Source organism: Allobosea sp. AK1, assembly GCF_006714945.1.
GTDB lineage: Bacteria > Pseudomonadota > Alphaproteobacteria > Rhizobiales > Beijerinckiaceae > Allobosea > Allobosea robiniae.
This window is the reverse complement of the sequence record NZ_VFMG01000001.1, coordinates 1,519,209-1,543,033: the sequence shown is the minus strand read 5'-3', so window position 1 is coordinate 1,543,033 and position 23,825 is coordinate 1,519,209. Positions and strand designations below refer to the sequence as shown.

Annotated in this window: 26 protein-coding genes; 9 read left to right on the top strand and 17 right to left on the bottom strand. The window is 67.6% G+C overall.

Annotated elements, in window-relative coordinates:
• Positions 1-132: 132 nt before the first annotated feature.
• Genes FHT98_RS07815 through tsaD form a run of 4 tightly spaced genes read right to left on the bottom strand, consistent with a single transcriptional unit; the run spans position 133 to position 2,925 of the window.
• Positions 133-540: an EVE domain-containing protein gene (locus FHT98_RS07815; protein WP_061970566.1), complete on the bottom strand. Its 408-nt coding sequence runs from the start codon at positions 538-540 to the stop codon at positions 133-135.
• Positions 540-881 carry a hypothetical protein gene (locus FHT98_RS07810; RefSeq protein ID WP_142113513.1) on the bottom strand — a complete coding sequence of 114 codons (342 nt, stop codon included), beginning with the start codon at positions 879-881 and terminating at the stop codon, positions 540-542. Before FHT98_RS07810 ends, FHT98_RS07815 begins: the two co-directional genes overlap by 1 nt.
• Positions 878-1,873, bottom strand: coding sequence for an NAD(P)H-dependent glycerol-3-phosphate dehydrogenase (locus FHT98_RS07805; protein ID WP_142113511.1), 996 nt, complete (start codon positions 1,871-1,873; stop codon positions 878-880). Before FHT98_RS07805 ends, FHT98_RS07810 begins: the two co-directional genes overlap by 4 nt.
• The gene (gene tsaD, locus FHT98_RS07800; RefSeq protein WP_061970571.1) at positions 1,870-2,925 is read right to left on the bottom strand and encodes a tRNA (adenosine(37)-N6)-threonylcarbamoyltransferase complex transferase subunit TsaD; all 1,056 of its coding nucleotides are present in this window, start codon (positions 2,923-2,925) and stop codon (positions 1,870-1,872) included. The genes FHT98_RS07805 and tsaD overlap by 4 nt, the downstream gene beginning before the upstream one ends.
• Positions 2,926-3,196: 271 nt before the next feature.
• Here tsaD and FHT98_RS07795 point away from each other — a divergent pair, with 271 nt between their 5' ends.
• The 4 genes from FHT98_RS07795 (at position 3,197) to rpoH (ending at position 8,950) form a co-directional block, all read left to right on the top strand.
• Entirely contained in the window at positions 3,197-5,050 is a 1,854-nt protein-coding gene (locus FHT98_RS07795) for a uroporphyrinogen-III synthase (RefSeq protein ID WP_142113509.1), read from the top strand.
• An 18-nt stretch (positions 5,051-5,068) separates the two neighbouring features.
• The gene (locus FHT98_RS07790) at positions 5,069-6,760 is read left to right on the top strand and encodes a heme biosynthesis protein HemY (protein WP_142113507.1); all 1,692 of its coding nucleotides are present in this window, start codon (positions 5,069-5,071) and stop codon (positions 6,758-6,760) included.
• Positions 6,761-6,806: 46 nt separating this feature from the next.
• Positions 6,807-7,835: an RluA family pseudouridine synthase gene (locus FHT98_RS07785; protein WP_113586555.1), complete on the top strand. Its 1,029-nt coding sequence runs from the start codon at positions 6,807-6,809 to the stop codon at positions 7,833-7,835.
• Between the two features lie 218 nt (positions 7,836-8,053).
• Positions 8,054-8,950 (top strand): RNA polymerase sigma factor RpoH, encoded by an 897-nt coding sequence (gene rpoH / locus FHT98_RS07780; RefSeq protein ID WP_061970578.1) that lies wholly within the window; start codon positions 8,054-8,056, stop codon positions 8,948-8,950.
• 52 nt (positions 8,951-9,002) lie between these two features.
• Here the strand turns inward: rpoH and FHT98_RS07775 are convergent, their stop codons facing one another.
• Entirely contained in the window at positions 9,003-10,043 is a 1,041-nt protein-coding gene (locus FHT98_RS07775; RefSeq protein ID WP_142113505.1) for a DUF2125 domain-containing protein, read from the bottom strand.
• 224 nt (positions 10,044-10,267) lie between these two features.
• On the opposite strand from FHT98_RS07775, the gene FHT98_RS07770 reads away from it, so the two are divergent.
• Positions 10,268-10,837, top strand: coding sequence for a gamma-glutamylcyclotransferase (locus FHT98_RS07770; protein ID WP_061970581.1), 570 nt, complete (start codon positions 10,268-10,270; stop codon positions 10,835-10,837).
• Between the two features lie 27 nt (positions 10,838-10,864).
• Here FHT98_RS07770 and FHT98_RS07765 read toward each other — a convergent pair whose 3' ends face one another.
• The 5 genes from FHT98_RS07765 to ftsE form a co-directional block, all read right to left on the bottom strand.
• On the bottom strand, positions 10,865-11,263 hold the full coding sequence (locus FHT98_RS07765; protein WP_091856816.1) for a hypothetical protein: 399 nt from the start codon (positions 11,261-11,263) through the stop codon (positions 10,865-10,867).
• Positions 11,264-11,369: 106 nt separating this feature from the next.
• Entirely contained in the window at positions 11,370-12,131 is a 762-nt protein-coding gene (locus FHT98_RS07760; RefSeq protein WP_142113503.1) for a lysophospholipid acyltransferase family protein, read from the bottom strand.
• A gap of 56 nt (positions 12,132-12,187) precedes the next feature.
• Positions 12,188-12,925 (bottom strand): YdcF family protein, encoded by a 738-nt coding sequence (locus FHT98_RS07755; protein ID WP_142113501.1) that lies wholly within the window; start codon positions 12,923-12,925, stop codon positions 12,188-12,190.
• Between the two features lie 175 nt (positions 12,926-13,100).
• Entirely contained in the window at positions 13,101-14,063 is a 963-nt protein-coding gene (locus FHT98_RS07750) for a cell division protein FtsX (RefSeq protein WP_061970734.1), read from the bottom strand.
• Positions 14,050-14,673: a cell division ATP-binding protein FtsE gene (gene ftsE, locus FHT98_RS07745; protein ID WP_082617647.1), complete on the bottom strand. Its 624-nt coding sequence runs from the start codon at positions 14,671-14,673 to the stop codon at positions 14,050-14,052. The genes FHT98_RS07750 and ftsE overlap by 14 nt, the downstream gene beginning before the upstream one ends.
• A gap of 233 nt (positions 14,674-14,906) precedes the next feature.
• Here ftsE and FHT98_RS07740 point away from each other — a divergent pair, with 233 nt between their 5' ends.
• From FHT98_RS07740 to FHT98_RS07730, 3 genes are all read left to right on the top strand, one after another.
• Positions 14,907-15,707, top strand: a complete 801-nt coding sequence (locus FHT98_RS07740; protein ID WP_142113499.1) for a zinc-ribbon domain-containing protein — start codon at positions 14,907-14,909, stop codon at positions 15,705-15,707.
• 134 nt (positions 15,708-15,841) lie between these two features.
• Entirely contained in the window at positions 15,842-16,399 is a 558-nt protein-coding gene (gene hpt / locus FHT98_RS07735) for a hypoxanthine phosphoribosyltransferase (RefSeq protein ID WP_061970588.1), read from the top strand.
• A gap of 9 nt (positions 16,400-16,408) precedes the next feature.
• Positions 16,409-16,783, top strand: coding sequence for a response regulator (locus FHT98_RS07730; RefSeq protein WP_142113496.1), 375 nt, complete (start codon positions 16,409-16,411; stop codon positions 16,781-16,783).
• Between the two features lie 9 nt (positions 16,784-16,792).
• Here the strand turns inward: FHT98_RS07730 and FHT98_RS07725 are convergent, their stop codons facing one another.
• The 3 genes from FHT98_RS07725 to FHT98_RS07715 form a co-directional block, all read right to left on the bottom strand.
• A complete protein-coding gene (locus FHT98_RS07725) occupies positions 16,793-17,302 on the bottom strand; it encodes a TspO/MBR family protein (RefSeq protein ID WP_142113494.1) in 510 nt (169 codons plus the stop codon).
• A gap of 158 nt (positions 17,303-17,460) precedes the next feature.
• Positions 17,461-18,051 (bottom strand): glycoside hydrolase family 19 protein, encoded by a 591-nt coding sequence (locus FHT98_RS07720; protein WP_210244342.1) that lies wholly within the window; start codon positions 18,049-18,051, stop codon positions 17,461-17,463.
• Positions 18,052-18,127: 76 nt separating this feature from the next.
• Positions 18,128-18,649, bottom strand: coding sequence for a cysteine dioxygenase (locus tag FHT98_RS07715; protein WP_091856820.1), 522 nt, complete (start codon positions 18,647-18,649; stop codon positions 18,128-18,130).
• Positions 18,650-18,826: 177 nt separating this feature from the next.
• On the opposite strand from FHT98_RS07715, the gene FHT98_RS07710 reads away from it, so the two are divergent.
• On the top strand, positions 18,827-19,303 hold the full coding sequence (locus FHT98_RS07710; protein ID WP_061970596.1) for an Lrp/AsnC family transcriptional regulator: 477 nt from the start codon (positions 18,827-18,829) through the stop codon (positions 19,301-19,303).
• A gap of 135 nt (positions 19,304-19,438) precedes the next feature.
• On the opposite strand, the gene FHT98_RS07705 is transcribed toward FHT98_RS07710, so the two are convergent.
• The 4 genes from FHT98_RS07705 to FHT98_RS07685 all read right to left on the bottom strand — a co-directional run bounded on the left by FHT98_RS07705 (position 19,439) and on the right by FHT98_RS07685 (position 23,751).
• Positions 19,439-21,061 carry a peptide chain release factor 3 gene (locus FHT98_RS07705; protein ID WP_142113492.1) on the bottom strand — a complete coding sequence of 541 codons (1,623 nt, stop codon included), beginning with the start codon at positions 21,059-21,061 and terminating at the stop codon, positions 19,439-19,441.
• A gap of 48 nt (positions 21,062-21,109) precedes the next feature.
• On the bottom strand, positions 21,110-21,880 hold the full coding sequence (locus tag FHT98_RS07700; protein WP_142113490.1) for an ABC transporter permease: 771 nt from the start codon (positions 21,878-21,880) through the stop codon (positions 21,110-21,112).
• Complete coding sequence (locus FHT98_RS07695) at positions 21,880-22,818, bottom strand: ABC transporter ATP-binding protein (RefSeq protein ID WP_091857124.1); 939 nt, start codon at positions 22,816-22,818, stop codon at positions 21,880-21,882. Before FHT98_RS07695 ends, FHT98_RS07700 begins: the two co-directional genes overlap by 1 nt.
• A 297-nt stretch (positions 22,819-23,115) precedes the next feature.
• Positions 23,116-23,751 carry a hypothetical protein gene (locus FHT98_RS07685; RefSeq protein ID WP_142113485.1) on the bottom strand — a complete coding sequence of 212 codons (636 nt, stop codon included), beginning with the start codon at positions 23,749-23,751 and terminating at the stop codon, positions 23,116-23,118.
• Positions 23,752-23,825: the final 74 nt, after the last annotated feature.

Sequence of the window (23,825 nt, the reverse complement as noted above, 5' to 3'; positions counted from 1 at the left end):
AAGCCATTGTGCATCGCACTTTCGTGGCAGGGGCAGGCCGCGAATGCATGAAAGCGGGCCGAAAAGCCTTCCAACCGTCTTATCCGATGGTCGAATCGACTTTTGGACCCGCTTTTTGCCGCTGATTATTATTCAGAGCCCGCCCATCTTGCAGACGATGTCCCATTCCGCGTCCGTCACCGGCTGGACCGAGAGGCGGAAGGAGGTGACCAGCGCCATCTTGGCGAGCTTCGGCTCGGCCTTGACCGCCACGAGCGTCACCGGCTTCGGCAGCGGCTTCACCGCCTTGAAGTCGACCAGGACCCAGGGCTCGCCGGGAATCCAGTTATAGGCTTCCTTGATGACCTCGACGATGCCGACGACCTCGAGCCCCTCGTTGGAATGGTAGAAGAAGACCTGGTCGCCCTGCTTCATCGCCATCAGATTGAGCTTGGCGGTGTGGTTCTTCACGCCGTCCCAATGCGTTCCCTTGGCGCCGGCCTTGACCTGGTCGTCCCAGGACCAGACGGATGGTTCGGATTTGATCAGCCAGTGAGCCATCAGGCCTCGTCCTCCTTGAGCGGCACCGGCGGCTGCGAAGCCGCCTCGCCCTGTTCATTCCAGAACCGCACCATCTCGCGGGTCAGCGCGGCGTAATCCTTGGGGTCGAGCTCGACGCGGACCTCGCCCTCGCCGAAGGGCAGGATCAGCACGAAGCGGTGCGTGTCTTCGGCCTTGCGTCGACGGTGCTGGATCACCGGGCCCGCGATCCGGCCGGCCAGCGGCACGGGCTCGCTCTCGGCGACGAGCTCGGAACCTGTCGTCTTCTTGACCTCGGCGATGCCGCGCGCGACGCGCTTCGTGAGGTCGGACCAGTCTCCCGCCATGCTTTCCTCCGTCATTCCGCCCGGATCGGTCGCGCCAGCAAGGCAGCGACCGCATCGCGCACGCCGACATCGCCGGCGATGATCGCGGCCACGGCCGCGGCGATCGGGGTCTCGACCTGTTTCGCCCGCGCCATCTCGACCAGCGCCGGGGCGGTGAAGGCGCCCTCGGCCAATCTGCCGCCGGCCGCTTCCACCGGGCTCTTGCCCTGGCCCAGGGCCAATCCATAAGAAAAGTTGCGCGATTGCGGCGAGGCGCAGCTCAGCAGGACATCGCCGAGACCGGACAGGCCCATCAGCGTTTCCGGATCGGCGCCATAGGCCTCGCCGAAGCGGCGCAGTTCGGCGAAGCCGCGGGCGACCAGCGCGGCGCGGGCGCTCTCGCCATAGCCCAGTCCGATCGTGATGCCGGCCGCGATCGCGAGCACGTTCTTGGCTGCGCCGCCGATCTCGACGCCGCGGATGTCGGCGGAGTGATAGATGCGGAAGGCGGGCGAACTCAGCGCTTCGGCCAGCGCCTGCGCCAGATCGGAATCGCCGGCCGCGAGCGTCACGGCCGTCGGCAGCCCGCGCCCGATATCGGCGGCGAAGCTCGGGCCGGAGAGGATCGCTGCCGTAGCACCGGGCCACGCCTGCTCGATGATTTCGGTCGCGAACCGGCCGCTCGCCTGCTCGATGCCCTTGGCGGCGGAGATCACCGGCACGCGCGGCGGCAGGGCTTCCGCCAGATGCTCGCAGGCCGACCGCAAGGCCTGTGTCGGCACTGCGACGATCAAGGCGTCGCAATCGGCAAGGGCTGCGAGCAGGTCGGTCGCGTGGATGCTCTCGGGCAGGTCGATGCCGGGCAGGCGCGGCGCCTGCCGTGTTCGCTTGATGGCCTCGATGGTCTCGCCATCGCGAGCCCAGAGCCGGACATCGTGACCGGCACGGGCGGCGGCGAGCGCCAGCGCGGTGCCGTAGGCGCCGGCGCCGACCACGCCGATGCTGCGATAGCGAGCGCGAGAGCTCATGCGGCGGTCGACGGAGTGGCCGAGAGTTCGTCCAGCGGCCAGCGCGGACGGGCGACCGCGGCCATGTCGTCGACGAGGCCGAGCCGCAGCCGTTCCAACCCCGCCCAGGCGATCATTGCACCATTGTCGCCGCAGAGCGCCAAGGGTGGGGCGACCATCGGCAGGCCGGCTTCGGTCGCTAGGCGATTGAGCCCGCTGCGGATCGCCTGGTTGGCGGCGACGCCGCCGGCGACGACCAGCGTCGACGGCGTGATGCCGGCTTCGCGGCAGGCGCGCAAGCCGGCGCGGGTGCGGTCCACCATCACGTCGACGACGGCCGCCTGGAAGGAGGCGCAGAGATCGGCGACGTCATTGTCGGAGAGCGGCGCGATCCGCTCGGCGACGAGGCGCACGGCGGTCTTCAGGCCGGAGAGCGAGAAATCCGGGCTCGGCCGACCCTGCATCGGGCGCGGGAAATCGAAGCGCTCGGGATCGCCCTTGGCTGCCTCGCGCTCGACCGAAGGACCGCCGGGATAGGGCAGGGCGAGCATCTTGGCGATCTTGTCGAAGGCCTCGCCGACGGCGTCGTCGATCGTGCCGCCGAGCTTGAGATAATCACCGACGCCGCGCACGGCCAGCAATTGGGTATGCCCGCCGGAAACCAGCAGCAGGAGATAGGGGAAGGCGAGATCGTCGGTGAGGCGGGCCGTCAGCGCATGCGCTTCGAGATGGTTGATCGCGATGAAGGGTTTGCCGGTCGCGAGCGCGATCGCCTTGCCGGCGGTCAAGCCCACCATGACGCCGCCGACGAGGCCGGGGCCGGCCGCCGCCGCGACAGCGTCGATCTCATCCGGCTTCAATTCGGCATTGGCGAAGGCGCGTGCGATGATGCGGTCGATCGCCTCGACATGGGCGCGCGCCGCGATTTCCGGCACCACGCCGCCATAGGCGGCATGTGCGGCGATCTGGCTCAGCACCTCGTTCGACAGGATCTTGCTTTCGCCGGAACGCTCGACGGAGACGATCGCGGCTGCCGTTTCGTCGCAGGTCGTCTCTATCCCCAGTACACGCATGATCGGTCGACTTGTCTCGCGGAATGAGGGATCAGGATCCAGAAGTGCCGTCCGGCGGTTCCGTGCCGGCAATTCCTTCGTATAGTGCGCGAGGGGGCGCAAGGCCAAGAGGCCCGTCACAAGAGGCGGTTCTGCGGTCAGGGCGACGGGACGAGGAAAAGGAGACGGCATGGGCAGGATCATTGTTCCGCCTCAATGCGGCATGATCGCAAATTGCTGCACGGTTCGCGGATCGTCCTGCGGGCGCCGCCGGTTTTGTCAGGAGCTGTGAATGCGCGTCTTCGTCTTTCGTCCCCGCCCCGACGCCGAACGGACCGCGCGCGCCATCGCCGAGCACGGCTTCGAGCCGGTCGTCGCGCCGCTCTTCGAGGTCGTTCGCCTGTCGGACGCCGCGCCCGAGGGGGCGTTCGACGCGATCGTGCTGACCAGCGGCAATGGCGTGCCGGCGCTGGCGGATGGATCGATCGCCTGGCGGGACCTGCCGGTCTTCACCGTCGGGAGCCGCACGGCCGCGAAGGTGCGCGAGGCCGGGCTGGACGATACCCGTAGCGCCGATGGCGACCGCAACGACCTGATCGAGCTGATTCGGCGGACGCTGCCGGTGCCGGCGAAGCTCCTGATGATCGTCGGTCGCGACCGCAAGGAGGACGTGCCGGACCGTCTGCGCGAGGCCGGCTACGAGGTGACGCTCTGGACTGCCTATGCGGCCGAGCCCGTCTCCGCCCTGCCCGAGGATATGCAAGCCGCGCTGCGGCATGGCGGCGGAGGCGCGGCGCTGCATTATTCGGCGCGCGGCGCGCGGACCTTCATTGCGCTGGCCCAGGCGGCCGGCGTTGCCGACGAGGCGCTCGAACTCACCCATGTCACGCTGTCGGCCGATGTCGCTTCGCCCCTGATCTCGGCCGGTGCCAGCACGGTGCTGGTCGCGGAGCATCCGGAGGAAGCCGGGATGCTGGCGGCGCTGGAGCAGGTCTCGGCGCGCGAGCATCTGATCGATGTCGCCCGGCCGGAGCCGCGCGGCAGCCTGCAGCGCACGCCGCCGACCGTCGATCTCAAGGTGGTCTCGTCGTCGGACGAACCGACTGAGGCGGCGGAGCCTGCGAAGCCGTCGCCGGAAGCGGTGGCGCCGACCGAAGCGTTGCCGCAGGAATTCGCGCCGCCGCCGGTCGAGCCGGCGCGTGCGCCTGCCGAACGCGAGGCGCCGGCCCGCACGCCCTGGCTCGCTGTGATCGCGGCCGGGCTCGTCGGTGGCGTGATCGGCGGGGCACTCGTCAGCTATGCGCTGACCAAGCCCGCTCCTTCCGGTAACGTCGAGGCTATCGCTGAATTGCGCAACCGGCTGGAGGCCACGCAAGCGAGTGCGGCGGCAGCTGACCGCAAGGCGGCCTCTGCGACGGAAGCAGCGGCCAAGGCCGGTTCCGAACTCCAGGCGGTGACGGCGAAGCTCGCTTCGCTCGGCAATGTGCAGGCCCCGGATACCAGCGCTTTCACCGCTCAGGCCCAGAGGGCCGAAGCGGCGGCTGCGGCCGTCGGCCAGCGCCTCGACCAGATCGCGGGGCGGCTCGGCAGCGTCGAGACACAGGCGAAGGCGGCATCGGGCGCCAGTCCGGAAGCAATGGCCGCGGCGCGGATTGTGCTGGCCGAACGGGTGCAGCGTGCGCTCGCCGGCGGGCGCCCCTTCGCCGGCGATATCGCGGCGTTGACGAAAAGCGGCGTGGCGCAGGCGGATGTCGCTGCCCTGGCGGCTGTTTCTTCAGGCGGCGCGCCGACACGCGAGGCCCTGCAGGCGGGCTTCCGCAAGCATGGCGCGATGTTCCAGCGCGAGGTGATGCCGGCGTCCGATAGCTGGACCGACAAGCTGCTCGCCCTGGCGAGCCGCGTCGTCACGGTCCGCCCGGTCGGCGACAGCGGCTCGACCGACCCCGCGACGCTGCCGCTCCGGCTGGAAAGCGCCATCGCTACCGGCGACATCGTCAAGGCTTCGGCGCTGTGGGGCCAGTTGCCGGAGCCGGCGCGCCGTGCCAGTGCGGAATTCGGCGCCGATCTGCAGAAGCGTGCCGCAGCGGATGCGGCGATCGCCAAAATCGCGCAGGATGCGGTCGCGGCGCTCGGCGCGGCCGGTTGACGGAGGGTTGAGGAGTCCATGGTTCGCGTTCTCGTCTACCTCGCCGTCTTCGCCTGTCTTGCCTTCGGCGCCGTCTGGCTCGCCGACCGGCCGGGCGAGGTTTCCGTCCTCTGGCAGGGCTACCGGATCGAGACCAGCGTCGCGCTGGCCGCGATCGGCGTCGTCGCGCTCGCCTTTCTCGTCCTGCTGGTCTGGGCGATTTTTCGTTTCGTCTTCGGTTTGCCTTCGGCCTTCAGTCTTTCTTCGCGGTCGCGGCGCCGGGCACGCGGCTTTGAGGCCGTGTCGCGCGGCATGGTCGCGATCGGCGCGGGCGATCCGATTGCCGCCGGGCGCTATACCGGCGAGGCGCGCCGTTTCGTTCCGGGCGAGCCGCTGACCCTGCTGCTGGAGGCGCAGACCGCCCAGTTGAGCGGCGACCGGGCGCAGGCCGAGGCCGCCTTCAAGGCGATGCTGGAGAAATCCGAGACGCGCGTGCTGGGCCTGCGCGGGCTCTTCGTCGAGGCGAAGCGGCGCGGTGACGTCACCGCCGCGCGCGCCTTCGCCGATGATGCGGTGCGCCGCTCGCCCTCGCTGGCCTGGGCCAATGACGCGCTGCTGGATTTTCACACGCAGGCCGGCGACTGGCAGGCGGCCCGCACCGCGGTCGAGCGCCGCGCTGCGCTGAGGCTCGCCGACAAGGCAGAGGCCCGTCGCCAGCGCGCCGTGCTGCTGGCGGCCGAGGCCTTGCAGGCGCGTGAGCATGAGCCCGAGAAGGCGCTCGCCGCGGCGCTCGAGGCGGTGAAGCTGTCACCGGCGCTGACGCCGGCCGCTGCTCTGGCCGGGCGGATGCTCGCCGAGCGCGGCGATGTCCGCAAGGCGTCGAAGCTGCTGGAAGCTGCCTGGAAGGATGCGCCGCATCCCGATATCGCCGCCGCCTATCTCGATGCCCGGCCGGGCGACAGCGCGCTCGACCGCCTTGCCCGAGCGACGACACTGACGAAGCTGCGTCCCTCCGATCCGGAAAGCGTGCTGGCACTGACCGGCGCCGCGATCCAGGCACGCGAGTTCCAGAAGGCGCGCGAGACGCTGAAGCCCTTGCTGGCTGGCGGTGCCTCGGTGCGGGCCTGCCTGCTGATGGCCGAGCTGGAAGATGCCGAGCACGGTGCGGCCGGCCGGGTGCGCGAATGGCTGGCGCGGGCGACACGGGCGCCGCGCGATGCCGCCTGGGTGGCGGACGGACTGGTCTCCGACCACTGGATGCCGGTTTCGCCGATCACCGGCCGGCTCGACGCCTTTGTCTGGACGGTCCCTCCGGCGACGCTCGGCAACAAGGCGCAAGCCGTCGACGACGTGCTGGCCGATCTCGACGATTCGACCAAGCTGATCGAGGTCAAGGCCGAGAGCGTCACGACGATCGAGCCCACGGCCGTTGCACCGCCGCCTCCGCCTGTGCCGAAGGAAGAGCCCAAGCCGGAGCCGGTCGCTGCTGCCGTGCCGCCGGTTCCGAAGGAGGAGCCGAAGCCGGTCGTCGAACCGAAGCCGTTGGAAGCGGTTGCGGAACCTGTGAAGCCCGTCGAAGCCAAACCGGTCGAGGCCAAGCCAGCCGCTGCGCGCGAGACAACGCCGCCCAAGCCGGTGATCTTCCCGGTCTCGCACGCGCCCGACGACCCGGGACCGGAGGAGGAGCCGCCGCCGGAGCCGAAGAAGAGCGGCTTCAGGCTGTTCGGCTGAGCGGAAAAGGCGTGCGGCGGGCAGCCATGCGCCTTATAGCGGCGCTATGACATCCGTTCTCGATCCGAATGCCACTGTGACCCTGACGGTCGGCCCCGAGCAGGCCGGCCAGCGGCTGGACAAGGCGCTCACCCTGCTCGCCGGCGAGATTTCGCGTGCCCGATTGCAGCAGGTCATCAAGGAAGGTGGGGTCAGCCTCAACGGCGCCGTCTTCAGCGACGGCAGCCGCAAGGTGGTCGAAGGCGACACGATCGCCCTGGTCATGCCGGCGGCGAAGCCGGCCGACCCGATCGGGCAGGATATCCCGCTCGATGTCGTCTACGAGGACGAGCACCTGATCGTCATCGACAAGCCGGCGGGGCTCGTGGTCCATCCGGCTGGCGGACATGAGGACGGCACGCTGGTCAACGCGTTGATCGCCCATTGCGGCGAGAGCCTCTCCGGCATCGGTGGCGTCAGGCGGCCGGGCATCGTGCACCGGCTCGACAAGGACACCAGCGGCCTGCTTGTCGTCGCGAAGAACGACCGGGCGCATCACAAGCTCGCCAAGCAGTTCGCCGATCATGGCCGCACCGGGCCGCTTCAGCGCGCCTATCTCGCTATCGCCTGGGGCGTGCCGCGCCTGCGCGAAGGAACGATCGACGCGCCGATCGAACGCTCGACCCGCAACCGCGAGAAGATGACCGTGGTGAAGGAGGGGCGTGGGCGCGAGGCGATCACCCATATCGAACTGATCGAGCGCTATCCGCCCCTGCTGAAAGGCCTAGACGAGACCGAACCGCTGGCGAGCCTGATCGAATGCCGGCTGGAAACCGGGCGCACGCATCAGATCCGCGTGCATATGAGCCATATCGGCCATCCCCTGCTGGGCGACCAGCTCTACGGTTCGGGCTTCGCCACCAAGGCGGTTCGTCTGCCTGCAGATGCGCAGGCAGCGCTGGCCGCGCTCGGCCGGCAGGCTTTGCATGCGGCGATCCTCGGTTTCGAGCATCCCGCCAGCGGCGAAGAGATGCTGTTCGAATCCGAGCCGCCCGAGGATTTTGCGAATCTGCAAGCAGCACTCGCGAGGCTGTGAGCGAATCCGGCGGTTTTGCCACCTTTCCGCCAGAGTGAGTTCGCATATACTGGGGCTGTTCGGATGCGGATGGCCAAGGGGGCGCCGCAAGCGAGCGTTCCGACCGAACCGATGACAGGTTCCCGCGTTGGATCGTATTGCCGAATCCGAAGCCTGCGCGAAGGTTGATCGCGCGGAGGGCCTGCCGCCAAGCGGGGGCCTCGATGAGGAGAACGAGCATGGCGAGTGCTTCGCTGCCCGTCCTGTCCGCCGAAGGCGGACTGTCACGTTATCTCGATGAAATCCGCAAGTTCCCGATGCTGGAACCGAGCCAGGAATACATGCTGGCCAAACGCTGGCGCGAGCATGGCGACCGCGATGCGGCGCACCAGCTCGTGACTTCGCACCTGCGCCTCGTCGCCAAGATCGCCATGGGCTATCGCGGCTACGGCCTGCCGATCGGCGAGGTCGTGTCGGAAGGCAATGTCGGCCTGATGCAGGCGGTGAAGCGCTTCGAGCCCGAGAAGGGCTTTCGGCTGGCCACCTATGCGATGTGGTGGATCAAGGCCTCGATCCAGGAATACATCCTGCGCTCGTGGTCGCTGGTGAAGATGGGCACGACCGCCAACCAGAAGAAGCTGTTCTTCAACCTGCGCAAGGCCAAGAGCAAGATCTCGGCGCTGGGCGAAGGCGATCTTCGCCCGGATCAGGTCAAGCAGATCGCGACCAAGCTCGGCGTCAACGAGCAGGATGTCGTCGATATGAACCGCCGCCTCGGCGGTGATGCTTCGCTGAACACGCCGCTGCGCGAGGATGGCGAGGGCGAGTGGCAGGACTGGCTCGTCGACGATTCGGAAAGCCAGGAGCGCCGCCTCGCCGATTCCGAGGAGGCTGACAACCGCCACTCGGCTTTGCGCGAGGCGCTTGAGGTGCTCAATCCGCGCGAGCGGCGCATCTTCGAGGCGCGCCGCCTGGCCGAGGACCCGATCACCCTGGAGCAGCTCTCCGAGGAGTTCGGCGTGTCGCGCGAGCGCGTGCGCCAGATCGAGGTCCGCGCCTTCGAGAAGGTGCAGGAGGCCGTGAAGAAGGCGATCACCCGCATCGAGGCGCCGCGCGCGGCCCTGCCGGCGGCCTGACCGGTTTCGCTAGCGAGAGTTTGAAGGGGCGCGGTGAGGCGCCCCTTTTTTGTCAGTACAACGGCGGTAGCGGCTGGAGCGGCAGGCGGAAGGGGCCGATGAAGACCCGGCCTTCGCGCAGCGAGACCGGAGGCAGGGTGGTCAGGCCCGGTGCCGTGGCAGTGTTGCCGCCGCGCCCGCCAAGGAAGCCTCCGAGCCCGCCGAGCAGGTTGCCGATACGAAAGCCGCCGATCTGCTCGATGCCGGCCGCGGCCAACTGGAGGTCGCCGGCGACGCGGTGCAGCGGATCGAGCAGCAATTGCCCGCTGCCGTCGACGCGGGCCTTGCCCTTGGTCGAGACCAGGCGGGTCAAATCGAACGTCCCGTTGGCGGCGCGCCAGCTCTCGAGCGCGTCGGGGTTGAAGCCCTTGCGGAAGCTCTCGGCCTGGGTGAGCGTCGCCTGCAGGTCGATCTCGCCGGCTTCCGTGTTGCCGAGGAGGGCATCGATCGGCGGCAGGATCGTGCCCTTGGCGGCGATGGCGATGTCGACGGCCTGATCGGTTGCGGGCCGGGCCGGGTTGCGGCGCAGATGCGCTTCGAGCGTGGCGGCGCCCCAGTTCTCGGCAGTGAGGCTGGGCGTTGTCAGCACGCCACGCGGCTCGCTGGCGACGAGCGCGAAGCGCTCCGGGCTGCGCCAGGCGAAGCTGGCATCGAGGCTCTTCCAGGTCAGGTCGAGCACGCGGCCTTCCGGCAGGAGCGCCTTCGCCGGGCTCGACACTTCGAGGATCACGAGGCCGGGCGAATAGATCTGGCCGACTGCGACGGTCGGCCCCGTCTCGACGCGCACCGCATCGCCCCAGCGGGTCGAGGTCAGGGTCAGCGCGTTGCAGCGCAATTCGATGCGGAAGGGGAAGCCGCCGATGCTGCGGTCGGCACAGGTCCAGGTGCGGCCGCGCTCGGCCTCGCGCGCGAGCGCGACGTCGATCTCGGTCGCGATGCGGCCACGCGCATAGAACCAGAAGGCGGACCAGGCGGCGGCGAAGACGACGAGCAGCATGAAAGGCCCGTAGAGCCAGAAGCGGCTGCGGCGGCGCGTCGGGAGGGGATCGGTCATGCGGCAGGCATTCCTTGCGCGGAGGCGGGCGGATCGCTAGATCGCCCGGACGGCTTTGCCGGGCGGTCTATCACGTTGGCGTGGCACCGGATTTGCTCGAAAAGCGGATGACGCTCTTCGGCCCGATGGTTTAGCTCGCCGGACGGGAAGGCGCCAGAGCAAGCGACCCGACCGAAACGGCAAGCTCAGCAAGCAGGCCGACGCGGCCAAATTATGGGACGAGGATGACGACCGAATTCGGCGCGACCGATCTCTGGGTCTTCGGTTACGGCTCGCTGATCTGGCGGCCGGGCTTCGCTTTCGAGGAGAGCGTGCAGGCCCGCCTCCACGGTTATCACCGCTCGCTTTGCGTGTTCTCGCATGTGCATCGCGGCACGCCGGAGCGGCCGGGGCTGGTGCTGGGGCTCGATCGCGGCGGGGTCTGCCGCGGTCTCGCCTTCCGCGTCGCGGCCGGGCAGGCGCAGGAGACCGTGGACTATCTCCGGGCGCGCGAGCAGGCGACGGCGGTCTATCTCGAGCGCCACGTCCAGCTCAAACTGGAGGATGGCCGGCAGGTGCGCGGGATCGTCTATGTCGCCGACCGCAAGCACCTGCAATATGCCGGCAAGCTGCCGCCGGCGCAGTTGCTCAAGCTCGTTCGCGAGGGCAGGGGCCAGTCCGGCGAGAACCCCGACTACGTGCTGCAGACGCATGAGCATCTGCGCAAGATGGGCATTTTCGATCCGGTCCTGGCCGGATTGGCCCAGCAATTGGCGCCAGGCCTCGGCGCGCCGCATCCGCCGCTGGCGGGTTGATCGTGCCTGCGGCACAGCCCTGAATCTTCACCCTTCCGGGTTCGCTTCCGGCATCAGGTCGAGCAGGGCGGCACGGCGGCTCATCCCGTCCTCGGCGAGCAGGTGGACATGGATCTCGCAGGCGCCGGCGGCCATGATCGAACGCTGCCAGCGGCCGAGCGCGGCTTCGATGCCGAAGGGGCCGGAGTCGCGGGCGGCGATGACACGCCGATCGCTGGAGACCGCGAGCAGGACCGCATCGGTGAAGCCCAGCGCATGCGTGTCGTCGACGGCGAAGACCGAGGCGACATAGCGGCGGCCAGAGCGGCCGCGCCAGGCGGTGAAGCGTCGTTCGCTCAGCGCCGCGGTGCTGCGCAGGGGCATTTCGCGGGCGGCGGGCGCCTCGTCGAACAGATCGGGTGTGTCGCGATAGGCGAGAGCGGCCATGTCCGTTCCTCCTGTGATAGGAACAAAATGGGAACGACATGGGGATAAGTCAAGCGCTGCCGGAAGCGAAACCGCGTTTCGGCCTGCGGGATGCTGTCAGGGAGTGTCAGGAGTTGGCGAGCGGGTCCATCCCGCGCGCCGCAAGCTCGGCGCGGCCTTGCGCGAGGAGCCGGTCGCTCGCCGTCTCGACGCGTTCCTGCAGGGTGCGCTGGAAGGTCGCCTTGTCGAGCCCCGGCTCGATCGGCGGCAGGATCTCGATGCGGACGGTGCCGGGGCGGCGCAGGAACTTGCGGCGGGGCCAGTAGAGACCGGTGTTCAGAGCGACCGGCACGCAGGGCACGCCGAGCTCGCCATAGAGATGGGCGACGCCGAATTTGTAGTCCGGCGGGGCACCGGGCGCCCGGCGGGTGCCTTCCGGAAAGATCAGCAGCTGACGGCCGTTCTGGCCGAGTTCGATCTTGGCGCGGCGCGTGACGTCGGACAGGGCGCGGGCCCGCGCTCCGCGGTTGACCGGGATCATCCGCATCTTCGTCAGGGCCCAGCCGAAGACCGGGATCCAGGTCAGTTCGCGCTTGAGGATGAAGACCGGATTGCGGAAGACCGTGACCAGCGCGAAGGTCTCCAGGAAGGACTGGTGCTTGGCGCCGACCATCAGGCCGCCCTGCGGAACGTTCTCGATGCCGGTGATCTCGCAGCGCGTGCCGGCGACGACGCGCATCAGCCACAGAGCCGAGTGAGCCCAGCCGATCGCAACCGCCAGAATCGCGCGCTTCGGCAGAAGCAGGGCAGGCAGGACACCAAAGATCAGCCAGAGGGTGAGATTGGCATAGAACAGGATATTGAAGGCGAGGGAGCGCAGGACGAGCATGCTGCGCAATGAGCCCGAGACGCGCTTCCGGTCAAGCTCTGGCTATCGGTTCGGCCTCAACCTTCGTGGCGATGCTGCTCCAGAAGGCGGGAGCGCTTCTCGGCGGCGGGGCCGAGCGTGTCGGCGGGCTTCGGCGAAACCGGCTTGCGGCCGCCGATGATCACCGAGAGACGCGAGGTCTCCGGATCGCTTTCGACGAGGCTGCGCAGGCGCGCGACGAGGTATTTCGCATATTCCGGCGCGAGCATCCTGACGACCGACCAGCGGTTCCACCAGCCGGAGGTGTCGACATGCTCGGTCACGACCGGGTGGGCAACGAGCTGGACGCCCGGCATCGCATGGGCGAATTCGACGAGGGTGCGCGGCATGTGATAATTCGAGGTCACCACGAGCAGCGAGCGGAAGCCGTGGCGGCGGACCCAGCGCCGGGCCTCGATGGCGTTGCCGATGGTATTGCGAGCGCGGTAGTCGAGATCGACGCAGCAGGAGAGCAGGTCGCGCGAGGCCGGGTTCAGCTTGGCGAGCTCCTCACGGCCGGTTTTCTCGTTGACGCCGCTGATCAACAGGCGCTCCCCGCGCTCAGCGCCGAGCAGGCCGATGGCATCGCCGATGCGCTGGGCGCCGCCGGTGACCACGACGATCGCATCGGTGCGCGGTGTGCTTGCCGGCTCGCGCGCATCGATCATCGCGGCGAAGCGGATATAGCCGATACCCAAGAGCAGGGCGCCGGCGCAAGTGATGGCAGCCGCCGTCAACCCGAGAACGCGGCGGAGCGAGGTCGATCGCGCGGGCATGTCCCTCCGGGGCGCGGAATCGGAAGGCGCCATCGCGAGATGGTCGTTTGTGCTGCCGATCATGGCCATGACGTCGCCGTCCTAGCGCGCCAATCGGGCATAACAGCGGCAGGCCCCTGTCCGGTCTTGCCGCATGCGTTAAGACCTGGTTGCCGCCATGAAGCCAGCGGGATGCTCATGCCAGCATCCTCAGGTGGCGGCGCACGGTGAAGCGCGAGACCAGCCCGGCGATCACCGCGACGACCAGCGCGACGAGGATGACCGCTCCGTAGCCGGTCCAGCCGATCTCGAAGGCGCCGAACAGGGCCTGCAGCTGCTCCGCTTCCGGCGTGGCACTCCAGCGCGAGGCGATGAAGCCGAGCACGCCGATCGTGACGATGGCGGCGAGGCCGCCGAAGAGCCCGCCCCTGAGGCCAAGCCGGATGAAGCGGCTCTGGAATTCCCGCGCGATGAAATCATCATTGGCCCCGACGAAATGCAGGACCTCGACGCTGTCGCGGCTGCCGGCCATGGCGCCGCGCGTGGCGAAGGCGACGGCCAGCGCCGCCGCCGTCAGGACGAGCAGGACGATCGCGAAGCCCGTGGCGATGATGGTTCCGGCCATGGCAGAGAGGCGCCTGACCCAGAGCCGGTGGTCGTCCAGCGTCGCGGTCGGTACCTCGCGGCGCAGCTCCGCGCCGAAGCCGGCGAGATCGGAAGCGGCGTCGGCCTTCAGCTTCAGCACGATGAGACGCGGGACCGGCAACTCGACGAGATCGAGCCCGGTGCCGAGCCAGGGTTCGAGCAGCTTGTCCGATTCGGCCTTCGGCACGGCGCGGACGCTTTCGACCTCCTTCAGCCCGCTCGCCAGCATGACGGCGCGCGCCACGTCGTCGTCGATCTTGCGGTGCGAATCGGGGCGGACCTGGATGGTCATCTCGTTGGAGATGGCGCCGCGCCACTGGTCGGAAGCGCGCGCGGCGAGGACGGCGGCACCGGCGCTCAGCGCGGCCAGGAAGGTGAGGATGGCGATCACGGCCATCAGCGCGCGGCCGGCGACATTGTCGATCGGGACGAGTGGCTGGTCCCGCCGGAGATTGGCAGGCAGGCCGCGCGGCCGCCGTCCGGGCTCCCGGTCGCTGGCTTCAGGCGTCGACATGGAGGTGTCCATCGGCCAGCACGAGGCGCGGCGCGTCGTAGATCTCCATCAGGTTGAGATCGTGGGTCGCGATGATGACGGCGGTACCCAGCGACTGGAGCTCCATGAACAGCCGCAGCAGGCGCCGGCCGAGACCGGGATCGACATTGCCGGTCGGCTCGTCGGCGAGCAGGAGTTCGGGCCGGCTGATCAGGGCGCGCGCGATGGCGGCGCGCTGCTTCTCGCCGCCTGAGAGAACAGGCGGGACGGCATGCATGCGCTCGCCGAGGCCGACCCAGCGCAGCAGCTCGACGACCTCGGCGCGATAGCTCGCTTCCTCCTTGCCGAGGACGCGCAGCGGCAGCGCGACGTTCTCGTAGACGGTCAGGTGATCGAGCAGGCGAAAATCCTGGAAGACCACGCCCATGCGGCGGCGGAAGGCGGTGAGGGTGTCCGGATCGAGCCGCGAGACGTCCTGGCCGAACAGGTTGACCAGCCCGCGCGTGGGCTTCAGCGCCATCAGGATGAGGCGCATCAGTGTCGTCTTGCCGGCGCCGGAGGGGCCGGTCAGATACTGGAACGAGCGCGGCTCGATGCTGAAGTTGATGTCCTTCAGCACCTCCGGGCCCATGCCGTAACGCAGGCCGACATTCTCGAACCGAACCAAACGGTCTTCCTCGCTGAACCTGTCTTTTGCGAATCCGCATCCGATCCTACACCGCAAGCCGTCGCGCGCGGAAAGGCCGTGATGCGGACAGATTGCCCCAGAGATTCTTCACGGGGCGTTAACCATGAATCCCGCCAACTGAATTGCGCGCAACGGCTGCCCTCATGCGGCGCCCTTGAAGGAGTAGGCTCGCACCCATGCTGATCGTCTGCCCATCCTGCGCGAGCCAGTATGAACTCGACGCGGCCAAACTGGGGCCGGAAGGGCGCAAGGTGCGCTGCGCCGGCTGCAGGACCTCGTGGCATGTCGAGCCCGGTGCCTTCCCGGAGCCTCCCAGCGAGGCCGAGACCCAGGCTCTGCTCGCCGAGGAGCTGGAGCGTGCCGCCGCGATCGATGCCGAAATCACAGCCCTCGCCGCCGAGGCTGGCGGGGAGCATGGCTCGGAGCATCCCTCTTCCGTAGAGGAGTTGCCGGTCGCAGCGCCGATGCGCCGGGCCAGGTCCTCCGGCAAGCCGCGCAGGATATCGGGCCCTTTCCTGCGTCGCGGGGGAGCCGGGCTGCCGGCTGCCGCGGCGCTCGCGGGGCTGGCCCTGCTCGGTACCGTGGTCTGGCAGCGCCAGGCCGCGGTCCGCGTCGCGCCGCAGCTTGCGGGCCTGTTCGAGACGATCGGGATGCCCGTCAACGTCTGGGGCCTCAGCCTCAGCTCCATCGAAAGCGGCCTCGTCGAGGACGGGCAGAACCGCTTTCTCGTGGTCGAGGGCGATGTCACCAATATCACCAGGAGCAAGACGGCGGTGCCGCTGATCGAGGTTGCGGTCAAGGATGCCGGCGGCGCGACGCTCTACACCTGGACGACCGAACCGCCGCGCGCGAATCTGGAGCCGGCCGAACTCATCCGCTTCCGGGCGCGGCTGGCCTCGCCGCCTGAGCAGGGACAGTCGGTCAGGGTGCGCTTCACCTCGGCTGCAACTATGGCCAATCTCGCCAGCAAGCCCTGAGGCTGCTAGGACAGGGCCTGTCGACCGGGCCGGCCCAGCAGCCGGAGGTGTCCACACATCATCGCCTCATCAGGCCTTCGGCGCATCGGCGTCATGCGAGGCCGGTTGCGGCCGGATATCGAAACGGAGTCATCATGCCGGAACGGCGTATCAGGGTTCTCTACGACGAAGCGGCGATCGCGCGGCGCAACGAGGAAATGGCCGAGGCCATCGCAGCCAGCGCGCCGAAGGATCTGCTCGTCGTCGCCGTCCTGAAGGGCAGCTTCATGTTCGCCGCCGACCTGATCCGGGCGATGCATCGCGTCGGGCTCTCGCCCCAGGTCGAGTTCATTCACCTGTCGAGCTATCTCTCGGGAACCGTTTCCTCCGGCCAGGTCGAGATCCTGCGCGACGTCCAGAGCGAAGTGCGCGACCGCGACGTGCTCTTGGTCGACGACATCCTCGAATCCGGCCGGACGCTGGCCTTCGCCAAGGACCTGCTGGCGGCGCGCGGCGCCGCGAAGGTGTCGACCGCGGTGCTGCTGGAGAAGCCGCACAAGCGGGCGGTCAACATCCAGGCGGATTATGTCGGCTTCGAATGCCCGGATTATTTCGTGGTCGGCTATGGCATGGACGTTGCCCATTCCTATCGGCAGCTGCCCTTCGTCGGCGTGGTCGAGACCGAGGACCAGGCCGGGTTTCCGGGGATCTGAGGAGTCTTCATGTCGCGTATTCTGGTCGTCGATGACGAGGAGCCGCTGCGCATGCTTGTCGCACGCGGCCTTGGTCTCGATGGACATAGCTGCCTGACGGCGTCGGATGGAGCCGAGGCGCTCGATATCCTTGTTGCCGAGCAGGGCCGTTTCGACCTGCTCCTGACCGACATCCGCATGCCCCTGATGGACGGCATCGCGCTGGCGCTCGCGGCCAAGCAGCAGTTCCCGGAGCTGACGATCATGCTGATGACCGGCTATGCCGAGCAGCGCGAGCGCGCGAAAAGCCTGGAATCGATCGTCGCCGAGGTGATGGCCAAGCCCTTCACCATCGCCGAATTGCGCGCGACCGTGCTGAAGGTGATCGAGCGCTCGATCGGTTGAGTTCAGGCTCTAGCGGTTGAGCCACCAGATCGAGGCGTTGAGCAGCGTAGCGAAAGCGACCCAGGCCAGATAGGGCCAGAGCAGGTTGGAGGCCAGGCGGTCGAGCGGGCGGAAGGCTGCGATCGCCGCCACGATCAGGACGAGCAACGGCAGGATGATGGCCAAGCCGGCCACCGGGCTGTTGGCGCCGAAGAAGGCGAAGGACCAGCCGATATTGAACAGAAGCTGCAGGTGATAGACCAGCAGCGCGCGCCGGCGCCCGGGCGTGCCGACCGGTAGGCGCAGGATGCGGAATACGGCCAGCGCCATCAGCGCATAAAGCGCTGTCCAGACCGGCGCGAAAATCCAGTTCGGCGGGTTGAAAGGCGGTTTGACGAGGCCGGCATACCAGGTCGGGATTTGCGGGACGGTTACGGCGCTGCCGGCGATCGACGCCGCCACCACCGGGAGGATCGCGATGGCCAGCGCCGCCCAAAGCGGTGGGCGATGATCGGTCGAGGTCTGGGGCAGCGTCGTCATGATTTGATGATGGGGCGCTGCCGGACGCCTCGCAAGGCGGTGTGCCTGCTTCAGACATGCGGTCTGCACCAGCGGACATTCCCGCTTCTCATGGAACTTTTCCGGGGCAGGACGTGACGAGCGTCGGCTCGCTCATTCTGGCTGCGGAGATGACGCCCTCACAGCCAGATCTCTTTCGCCTTTGCGAGGTAGCGCGCGCGCTCCGCCAGTCCGTTGCGCCCGCCATTGATCAGCTTCGTCACGCGCTCGCTATCGTCGGCATCGGCAGCCACGTTGATGGCGCGCTCGGTCCAATAGGCGAAGGCGACGCGCAGCGAAGTCTCGGGCTCCTTCGCCCGCTCGGGCTCGGCCTCCAGGTCGATGCCGAGCAACTGACCGAAGCGACGGTAATTCGCCCGGCCGGTGAGCTGGAAGATGCCGCGGCCGTGGTAGCGGATGCCGTCGCCGGCCTGCGTGTTGCCGAGGTCGCGTCGGCCTTCGTAGCGGATGAAATAGGGGGGCCCGCCATATTCCTCGAGCGTGCGGAAGCCGTCGGTTTCGTGCGCTGCCTGCGCCAGAAAATGGCAGATGCGCAATCGCGTCGTGAGCGCGTGGTCAGCGGCCAGGTCATCGAAGCGCTCGGCAATGCCGGCAACGATCGCCGTATTGGCGGGAGGCGCGAGGCGCAGCAGGCGTTCGCGGGTTACGGCCAGGCTTGGCTCGGCCGTGTGGTCCAGACCGATCCAGGTTCCGATTGCGCGCATCGACATGAAAATGCCCTCCCGATGAGGAGGGCATCATCGCCGCTGCCGCGAAGCCGGGGATAAGATTGCCGGCGCGAAAAGCTCAGCCGCTGACGGCGGTGTATTCGGTCTCGATCGAGGAGGCGTGGACCTCGTGGTCGAAGCCGTAGATATGGATCGAGATCGCCTCGCCCGGCCCGAAATTGCGCATGCGGTGGATGTTCGGGCCTGAAGGCAGCATGCAGGCGACATAGCCCGGCTGGCGCTCCTGCTCCTCGGTCTGGACGGCGCGGTTGGTGTCGATGGCGCGATACCAGGTCTCGGTGACCGTGCCGGAGACGACGCCGAAGCAGCAGGAGCAATGGTGGTCGTGGATCGAGGTCGCCGAGCCTTCGCCCCAGACGATCGCCCAGACGCTGACGGCGTCGTTGCCCGCGAGCAGATTGCGGCTGTAGCAGCCGGGTTTGCGCTCCAGCGGCAGGCGCTGGACCAGGTCGGGCATGGCGACGAGCTCCTGCAGCACCTCGCGGGCGGCGCTCAGGTAGTCGCGCGTCAGCGTGCCGGCATCGGTCCGCAGATTGCGCAACACGGCGCCGCGCCGCTCTTCACTGAGAAAACCCTGCATGCCATTCCCTTTCGATCAGTGTGGGAATGATACGGGACAGGCGGGGGCAGAGGTTTGCGGAGATGGAGAATATTTATCCCCGATTGGAAAATAATGCCCAGTATGGAATTATATGTGGAAATTTCTCTCGGGTTCACTTCCTTGGAAGGAAGTTGATTCCGGATTCTCCGAGGTATCATGGCTAAGCTCGACGCGTTCGATCTGCGCATCCTGGCGCGCTTGCAGGAGGATGCGAGCCTGCCGCTGGCTGAACTCGCGGAGGCGGTGGGGCTCTCATCCTCGCCCTGCTGGCGGCGGGTGCAGAAGCTGGAGGAGGGCGGCTATATCAAGCGCCGCGTCGCCCTGCTCGACCGCGACAAGCTCAAGGCCGGCGTCACCGTCTTCATCGCTGTCCGGACGGCGCGGCATTCGATGGAATGGCTGGAGCGCTTCCATGCCGCCGTGCAGGACCTTCCGGAGATCGTCGATTTCTACCGGATGAGCGGCGAAATCGACTACCTGCTCAAGGCCTGCGTCTCGGACATCGCCGCCTATGATGCGCTCTACAAGAAGCTGATTTCGCGCATCGACCTCAGCGACGTGACCTCGATGTTCGCGATGGAGGAGCTGAAATCGACCTCGGCGATCCCGCTGGGATTCGCGGGGGAGGGGTGAGGCGGCTGTCACAGCGGCTGCATCTGCTCGGTCATGGTCGGGCTTGTCCCGACCATCCACGTCTTCATTGGCGAGGGCTGCGTTCAAGACGTGGATGCTCGCCACGAGGGCGAGCATGACGCCCGAGTGGTGGCCTCAGGCCTTCGTGACCTTCTGGTAGTCCTTCACGTCGGAGAAGGTGATGTCGGGCGCGCGCTCGGCATCGTATTTCAGCGTGAACTGGCTGGACGCCATGAAGACCGGATCGCCGTCGAGGTCGTCGGCCATCGAGGATGGCTTGAGGCCGACGAATTTCTCCAGCGCCGCCTTGTCGTCCGCGGAGACCCAGCGGGCGATCGAGAACTGGCAGGGCTCGAAATCGACGGGGAGCGAGTATTCGACGTCCATGCGCTCCTTGAGCACGTCGAGCTGGAGGGCGCCGACGACGCCGACGATGGCGGGCGCGCCGTCATGCGGCAGGAAGAGCTGGACGACGCCTTCCTCGGCCATCTGCTGCAGGGCCTCGCGCAGCTTCTTGGCCTTCATCGCGTCCTTCAGCTTGACGCGGCGCAGGATTTCCGGGGCGAAGCTGGGCACGCCCTTGAAGACGATATCCTCGCCCTCGGTCAACGTGTCGCCGATGCGTAACGTCCCGTGGTTTGGCAGGCCGACGATGTCGCCGGCAAAGGCCTCCTCGGCGATCGAGCGGTCGCGGGCGAAGAAGAATTGCGGCGCGTTGAGCGGCATCGGCTTGCCGGTCCGCACCAGCTTGGCCTTCATGCCGCGGGACAGCTTGCCCGAGCAGATGCGCATGAAGGCGATGCGGTCGCGGTGGTTCGGGTCCATGTTCGCCTGGATCTTGAAGACGAAGCCGGTCATCTTCGGCTCGTCCGCCTCGATCAGGCGCTTGTCGGAAGGTTGCGCGCGCGGGCTCGGGGCATAGCGGCCCAGCGCATCGATCAGGTCGCGCACGCCGTAGTCGCGCAAGGCCGCGCCGAAATAGAGCGGGGTCAGATGGCCCTCGCGGAAGGCCTGAAGGTCGAAAGGCTTCAACCCCTCGGCGGCGAGGAAGACCTCCTCGCGCCAGGTCTCGGCGGCGCCATGCGGCAGCAACTCGTCGAAGAGCGGATCGTCCCAGCCGGAGACCTGGCGGTCCTCGGCGCGCTCGTCGCCCTTCTGGTTGCGGCGGAAGGTGTTGGCCTTGAGATCGTAGGTGCCGGTGAATTCGCGGCCGCGGCCGACCGGCCAGGTCATCGGCGCGACGTCGAGCGCCAGCGTCGTCTCGATCTCGTTGATCAGGTCGAAGGGATCGCGCGTCTCGCGGTCGACCTTGTTGATGAAGGTGACGATCGGGATGTCGCGGAGCCGGCAGACCTCGAACAGCTTCTTGGTGCGGTCCTCGATGCCCTTGGCGGCGTCGATCACCATGACGGCGGCGTCAACCGCGGTCAGCGTGCGGTAGGTGTCTTCCGAGAAGTCCTCGTGGCCCGGCGTGTCCAACAGGTTGAAGACGTGCCCGCCATATTCGAAGGTCATCACCGAGGTGACGACCGAGATGCCGCGCTGGCGCTCGATCTTCATCCAGTCCGAGGAGGTCTGGCGGCGGCCCTGCTTGGCGCGCACTTCACCGGCGAGCTGAATGGCGCCGCCGAAATAGAGCAGCTTCTCGGTCAGCGTCGTCTTGCCCGCGTCCGGGTGCGAGATGATGGCGAAGGTGCGCCGGCGCGCATGCGGCGCGGCGGAGGCCGCGGACGCTTCAATTGTCGAAAGATCGGTCATGGCGCGCATGAAGACGGAAGGGGGGCGGAAGTCAATTGTGATCCGCGTTCAGTTCTTCAGCCGGTAGCCCGTCTTGAAGATCCAGCCGACGGTGGCGATGCAGGCGGCGAGGAAGAACAGGGTCATGCCCAGGCTGATGCCGAGGCTGACATCGGCGAGCCCGTAGAAGCTCCAGCGGAAGCCGCTGATCAGGTAGACCACCGGGTTGAACAGCGTCACCGTCTGCCAGAAGGGCGGCAGCATCGAGATCGAGTAGAAGGAGCCGCCGAGGAAGGCGAGCGGCGTCACGATCAAGAGCGGGATGACCTGCAATTTCTCGAAGCCGTCGGCCCAGATGCCGATGATGAAGCCGAACAGGCTGAAGGTCGTCGCCGTCAGCACGAGGAAGAGCAGCATCATCGCGGGATGCTCGATGCGGAGCGGCACGAAGAAGGCGGCCGTCAGCAGGATGATCAGCCCGAGCAGGATCGATTTTGTCGCGGCGGCGCCGACATAGGCGATCACCGCCTCCCACCAGGCGACGGGGGCCGAAAGCAGTTCATAGATCGTACCGGTGAATTTCGGGAAATAGATCGCGAAGGAGGCGTTGGCGATGCTCTGCGTCAGCAGCGAGAGCATGATCAGGCCGGGCACGATGAAGGCGCCATAGGGCACGCCCTCGACGGACTGCATGCGCGAGCCGATCGCCCCACCGAAGACGATGAAATAGAGCGAGGTCGAGAGCACGGGCGAGACGATGCTCTGGAGCGGGGTGCGCCAGGTGCGGTTCATCTCGAAGCGGTAGATCGCGGCGATCGCGTGGAGGTTGAGACCGGTCATCAGCGGCGCTCCTTGACCAGGCTCACGAAGATATCCTCGAGCGAACTCTGGCTGGTGCTGAGGTCTCGGAAGCGGATGCCGGCCTCGGCCAGGCCCTGCAGCAAGGTGGTGATGCCGGTGCGCTCGGCCTGGGTATCGTAGGTGTAGACGATCTCGTCGCCCGCGGCGGAGAGCCTGAGGTCGAAGCTCGCGAGCGCCTCCGGCACGGCCGCGATCGGCTGCTGGAGCTGGAGGGAGAGCTGCTTCTTGCCGAGCTTGCGCATCAGCTCGGCCTTTTCCTCGACCAGGATGATCTCGCCCTTGGAGATGACGCCGACGCGGTCGGCCATCTCTTCGGCCTCCTCAATGTAATGCGTTGTCAGGATGATGGTGACGCCCTCGTCGCGGAGGCGGCGGACCATCCGCCACATGTCCTGCCGGAGCTCGACATCGACGCCGGCGGTCGGCTCGTCCAGGAAGAGGATGCGCGGCTCGTGCGAGAGCGCCTTGGCGATCATGACGCGCCGCTTCATGCCGCCCGAGAGCATGCGAATCTGGCTGTCCTTCTTCTCCCAGAGCGAGAGATCCTTGAGGATGCGCTCGATCAGGGCGGGATCGCGCGGCTTGCCGAAGAGGCCGCGGCTGAAATTCACCGTCGACCACACCGTCTCGAAGGCGTCCGTCGTCAGTTCCTGCGGCACGAGGCCGATGGCCGAACGGGCGGAGCGGTAGTCGCTGACGATGTCGTTGCCATCGGCCGTGACCGTGCCGGTGCTCGGCCGCACCAGGCCGCAGATGATGCTGATCAGCGTCGTCTTGCCGGCGCCGTTGGGGCCGAGCAGGGCGAAAATCTCGCCACGCCTGATGGCGAGATCGATCGATTTCAGCGCGCTGAAGCCGGAATCGTAGGTTTTCGAGAGGCCGGAGACCGAGATGATCGGCGAGGACGTGTCTGACATGGGCGGCATATAGGGGAGCCGTTGCGTGGTTACGATGGCAGGGTCATGCGGGGAAAGCATGATCGCCTGTCAGTTCATGGCGGGAAGCACCGCGAAACGAAAAGGCCGGGCGCAGGGCCCGGCCTTCTCCACGCGACGCAACGCAACGCTATTTCATGAAGAACCACAACAGGATGATGATCGGGATCGGAACGCCTACAAGCCACAGGATGATGGAACGCATTTTCTCAGCCCCGTTTGGAACGATGATGCTGCGGCAACGCTCTTCCGAGGGGGAAAGTTCCTGCCGGCCAGGCGTCAGGCTTCGCCAAAAGCTTCGGCGCTCGGGTGCCATTCCGGGCGGTAGCCGTGCTGCATGGCGGCGAGCGTGGCAGGCGGGGTGAGCACGGTGACGAGGCCGGTCGGCCGCTCGCGCTGGTCGACATAACCGCTGGGGGACCAGAGCAGCGCGGACGCGCCGCGCAATGCCAGGAAACGGGTTCCGTCGCCGGAGCGCAGCATTGCGCCATCAGGCAATAGCTCGGCCGGCAGGCGGTACGTGCGCTTCGTCCGGCCGTCGAGGCGATCGGCATCGAGGATGCGGTCGATCTCGGGGAAGAGCGGCGTCTCTGGAAGGCCGAGGCCCTGCACCAGCGCCGCGCGATAGGCGATCGCGTCCTGGCGCCGGCATTCCATGCAGGGGCGGTGCCCGGCCGCGAGCGCCGTCACCTCGTCGCAGAAGAACAATTCGGTATAGCCGCGGCCCCAGACCTTGCGCTTGCGCCCCTTGAACGAGAGGACGCAGCAAAGCCACTGCCGTGTCGCCTGGATGCGCGTCGGAACCTCATGCGCCGTCGGGTCGTGAAAGGGGCCGCCGCGGTTGCCGTAGAAGGTGCCGCGGGCCGGATCGGCGAAGAGCGAGCCATCGGGCCTGACGCGATTGGGAAGAGGCATGATCGGCATCCGCTGAGTGGATCGCGTGCGAGCCTAGCCTGCCGCCGGTCCATTGCTGGCAGGAAGGAACATCT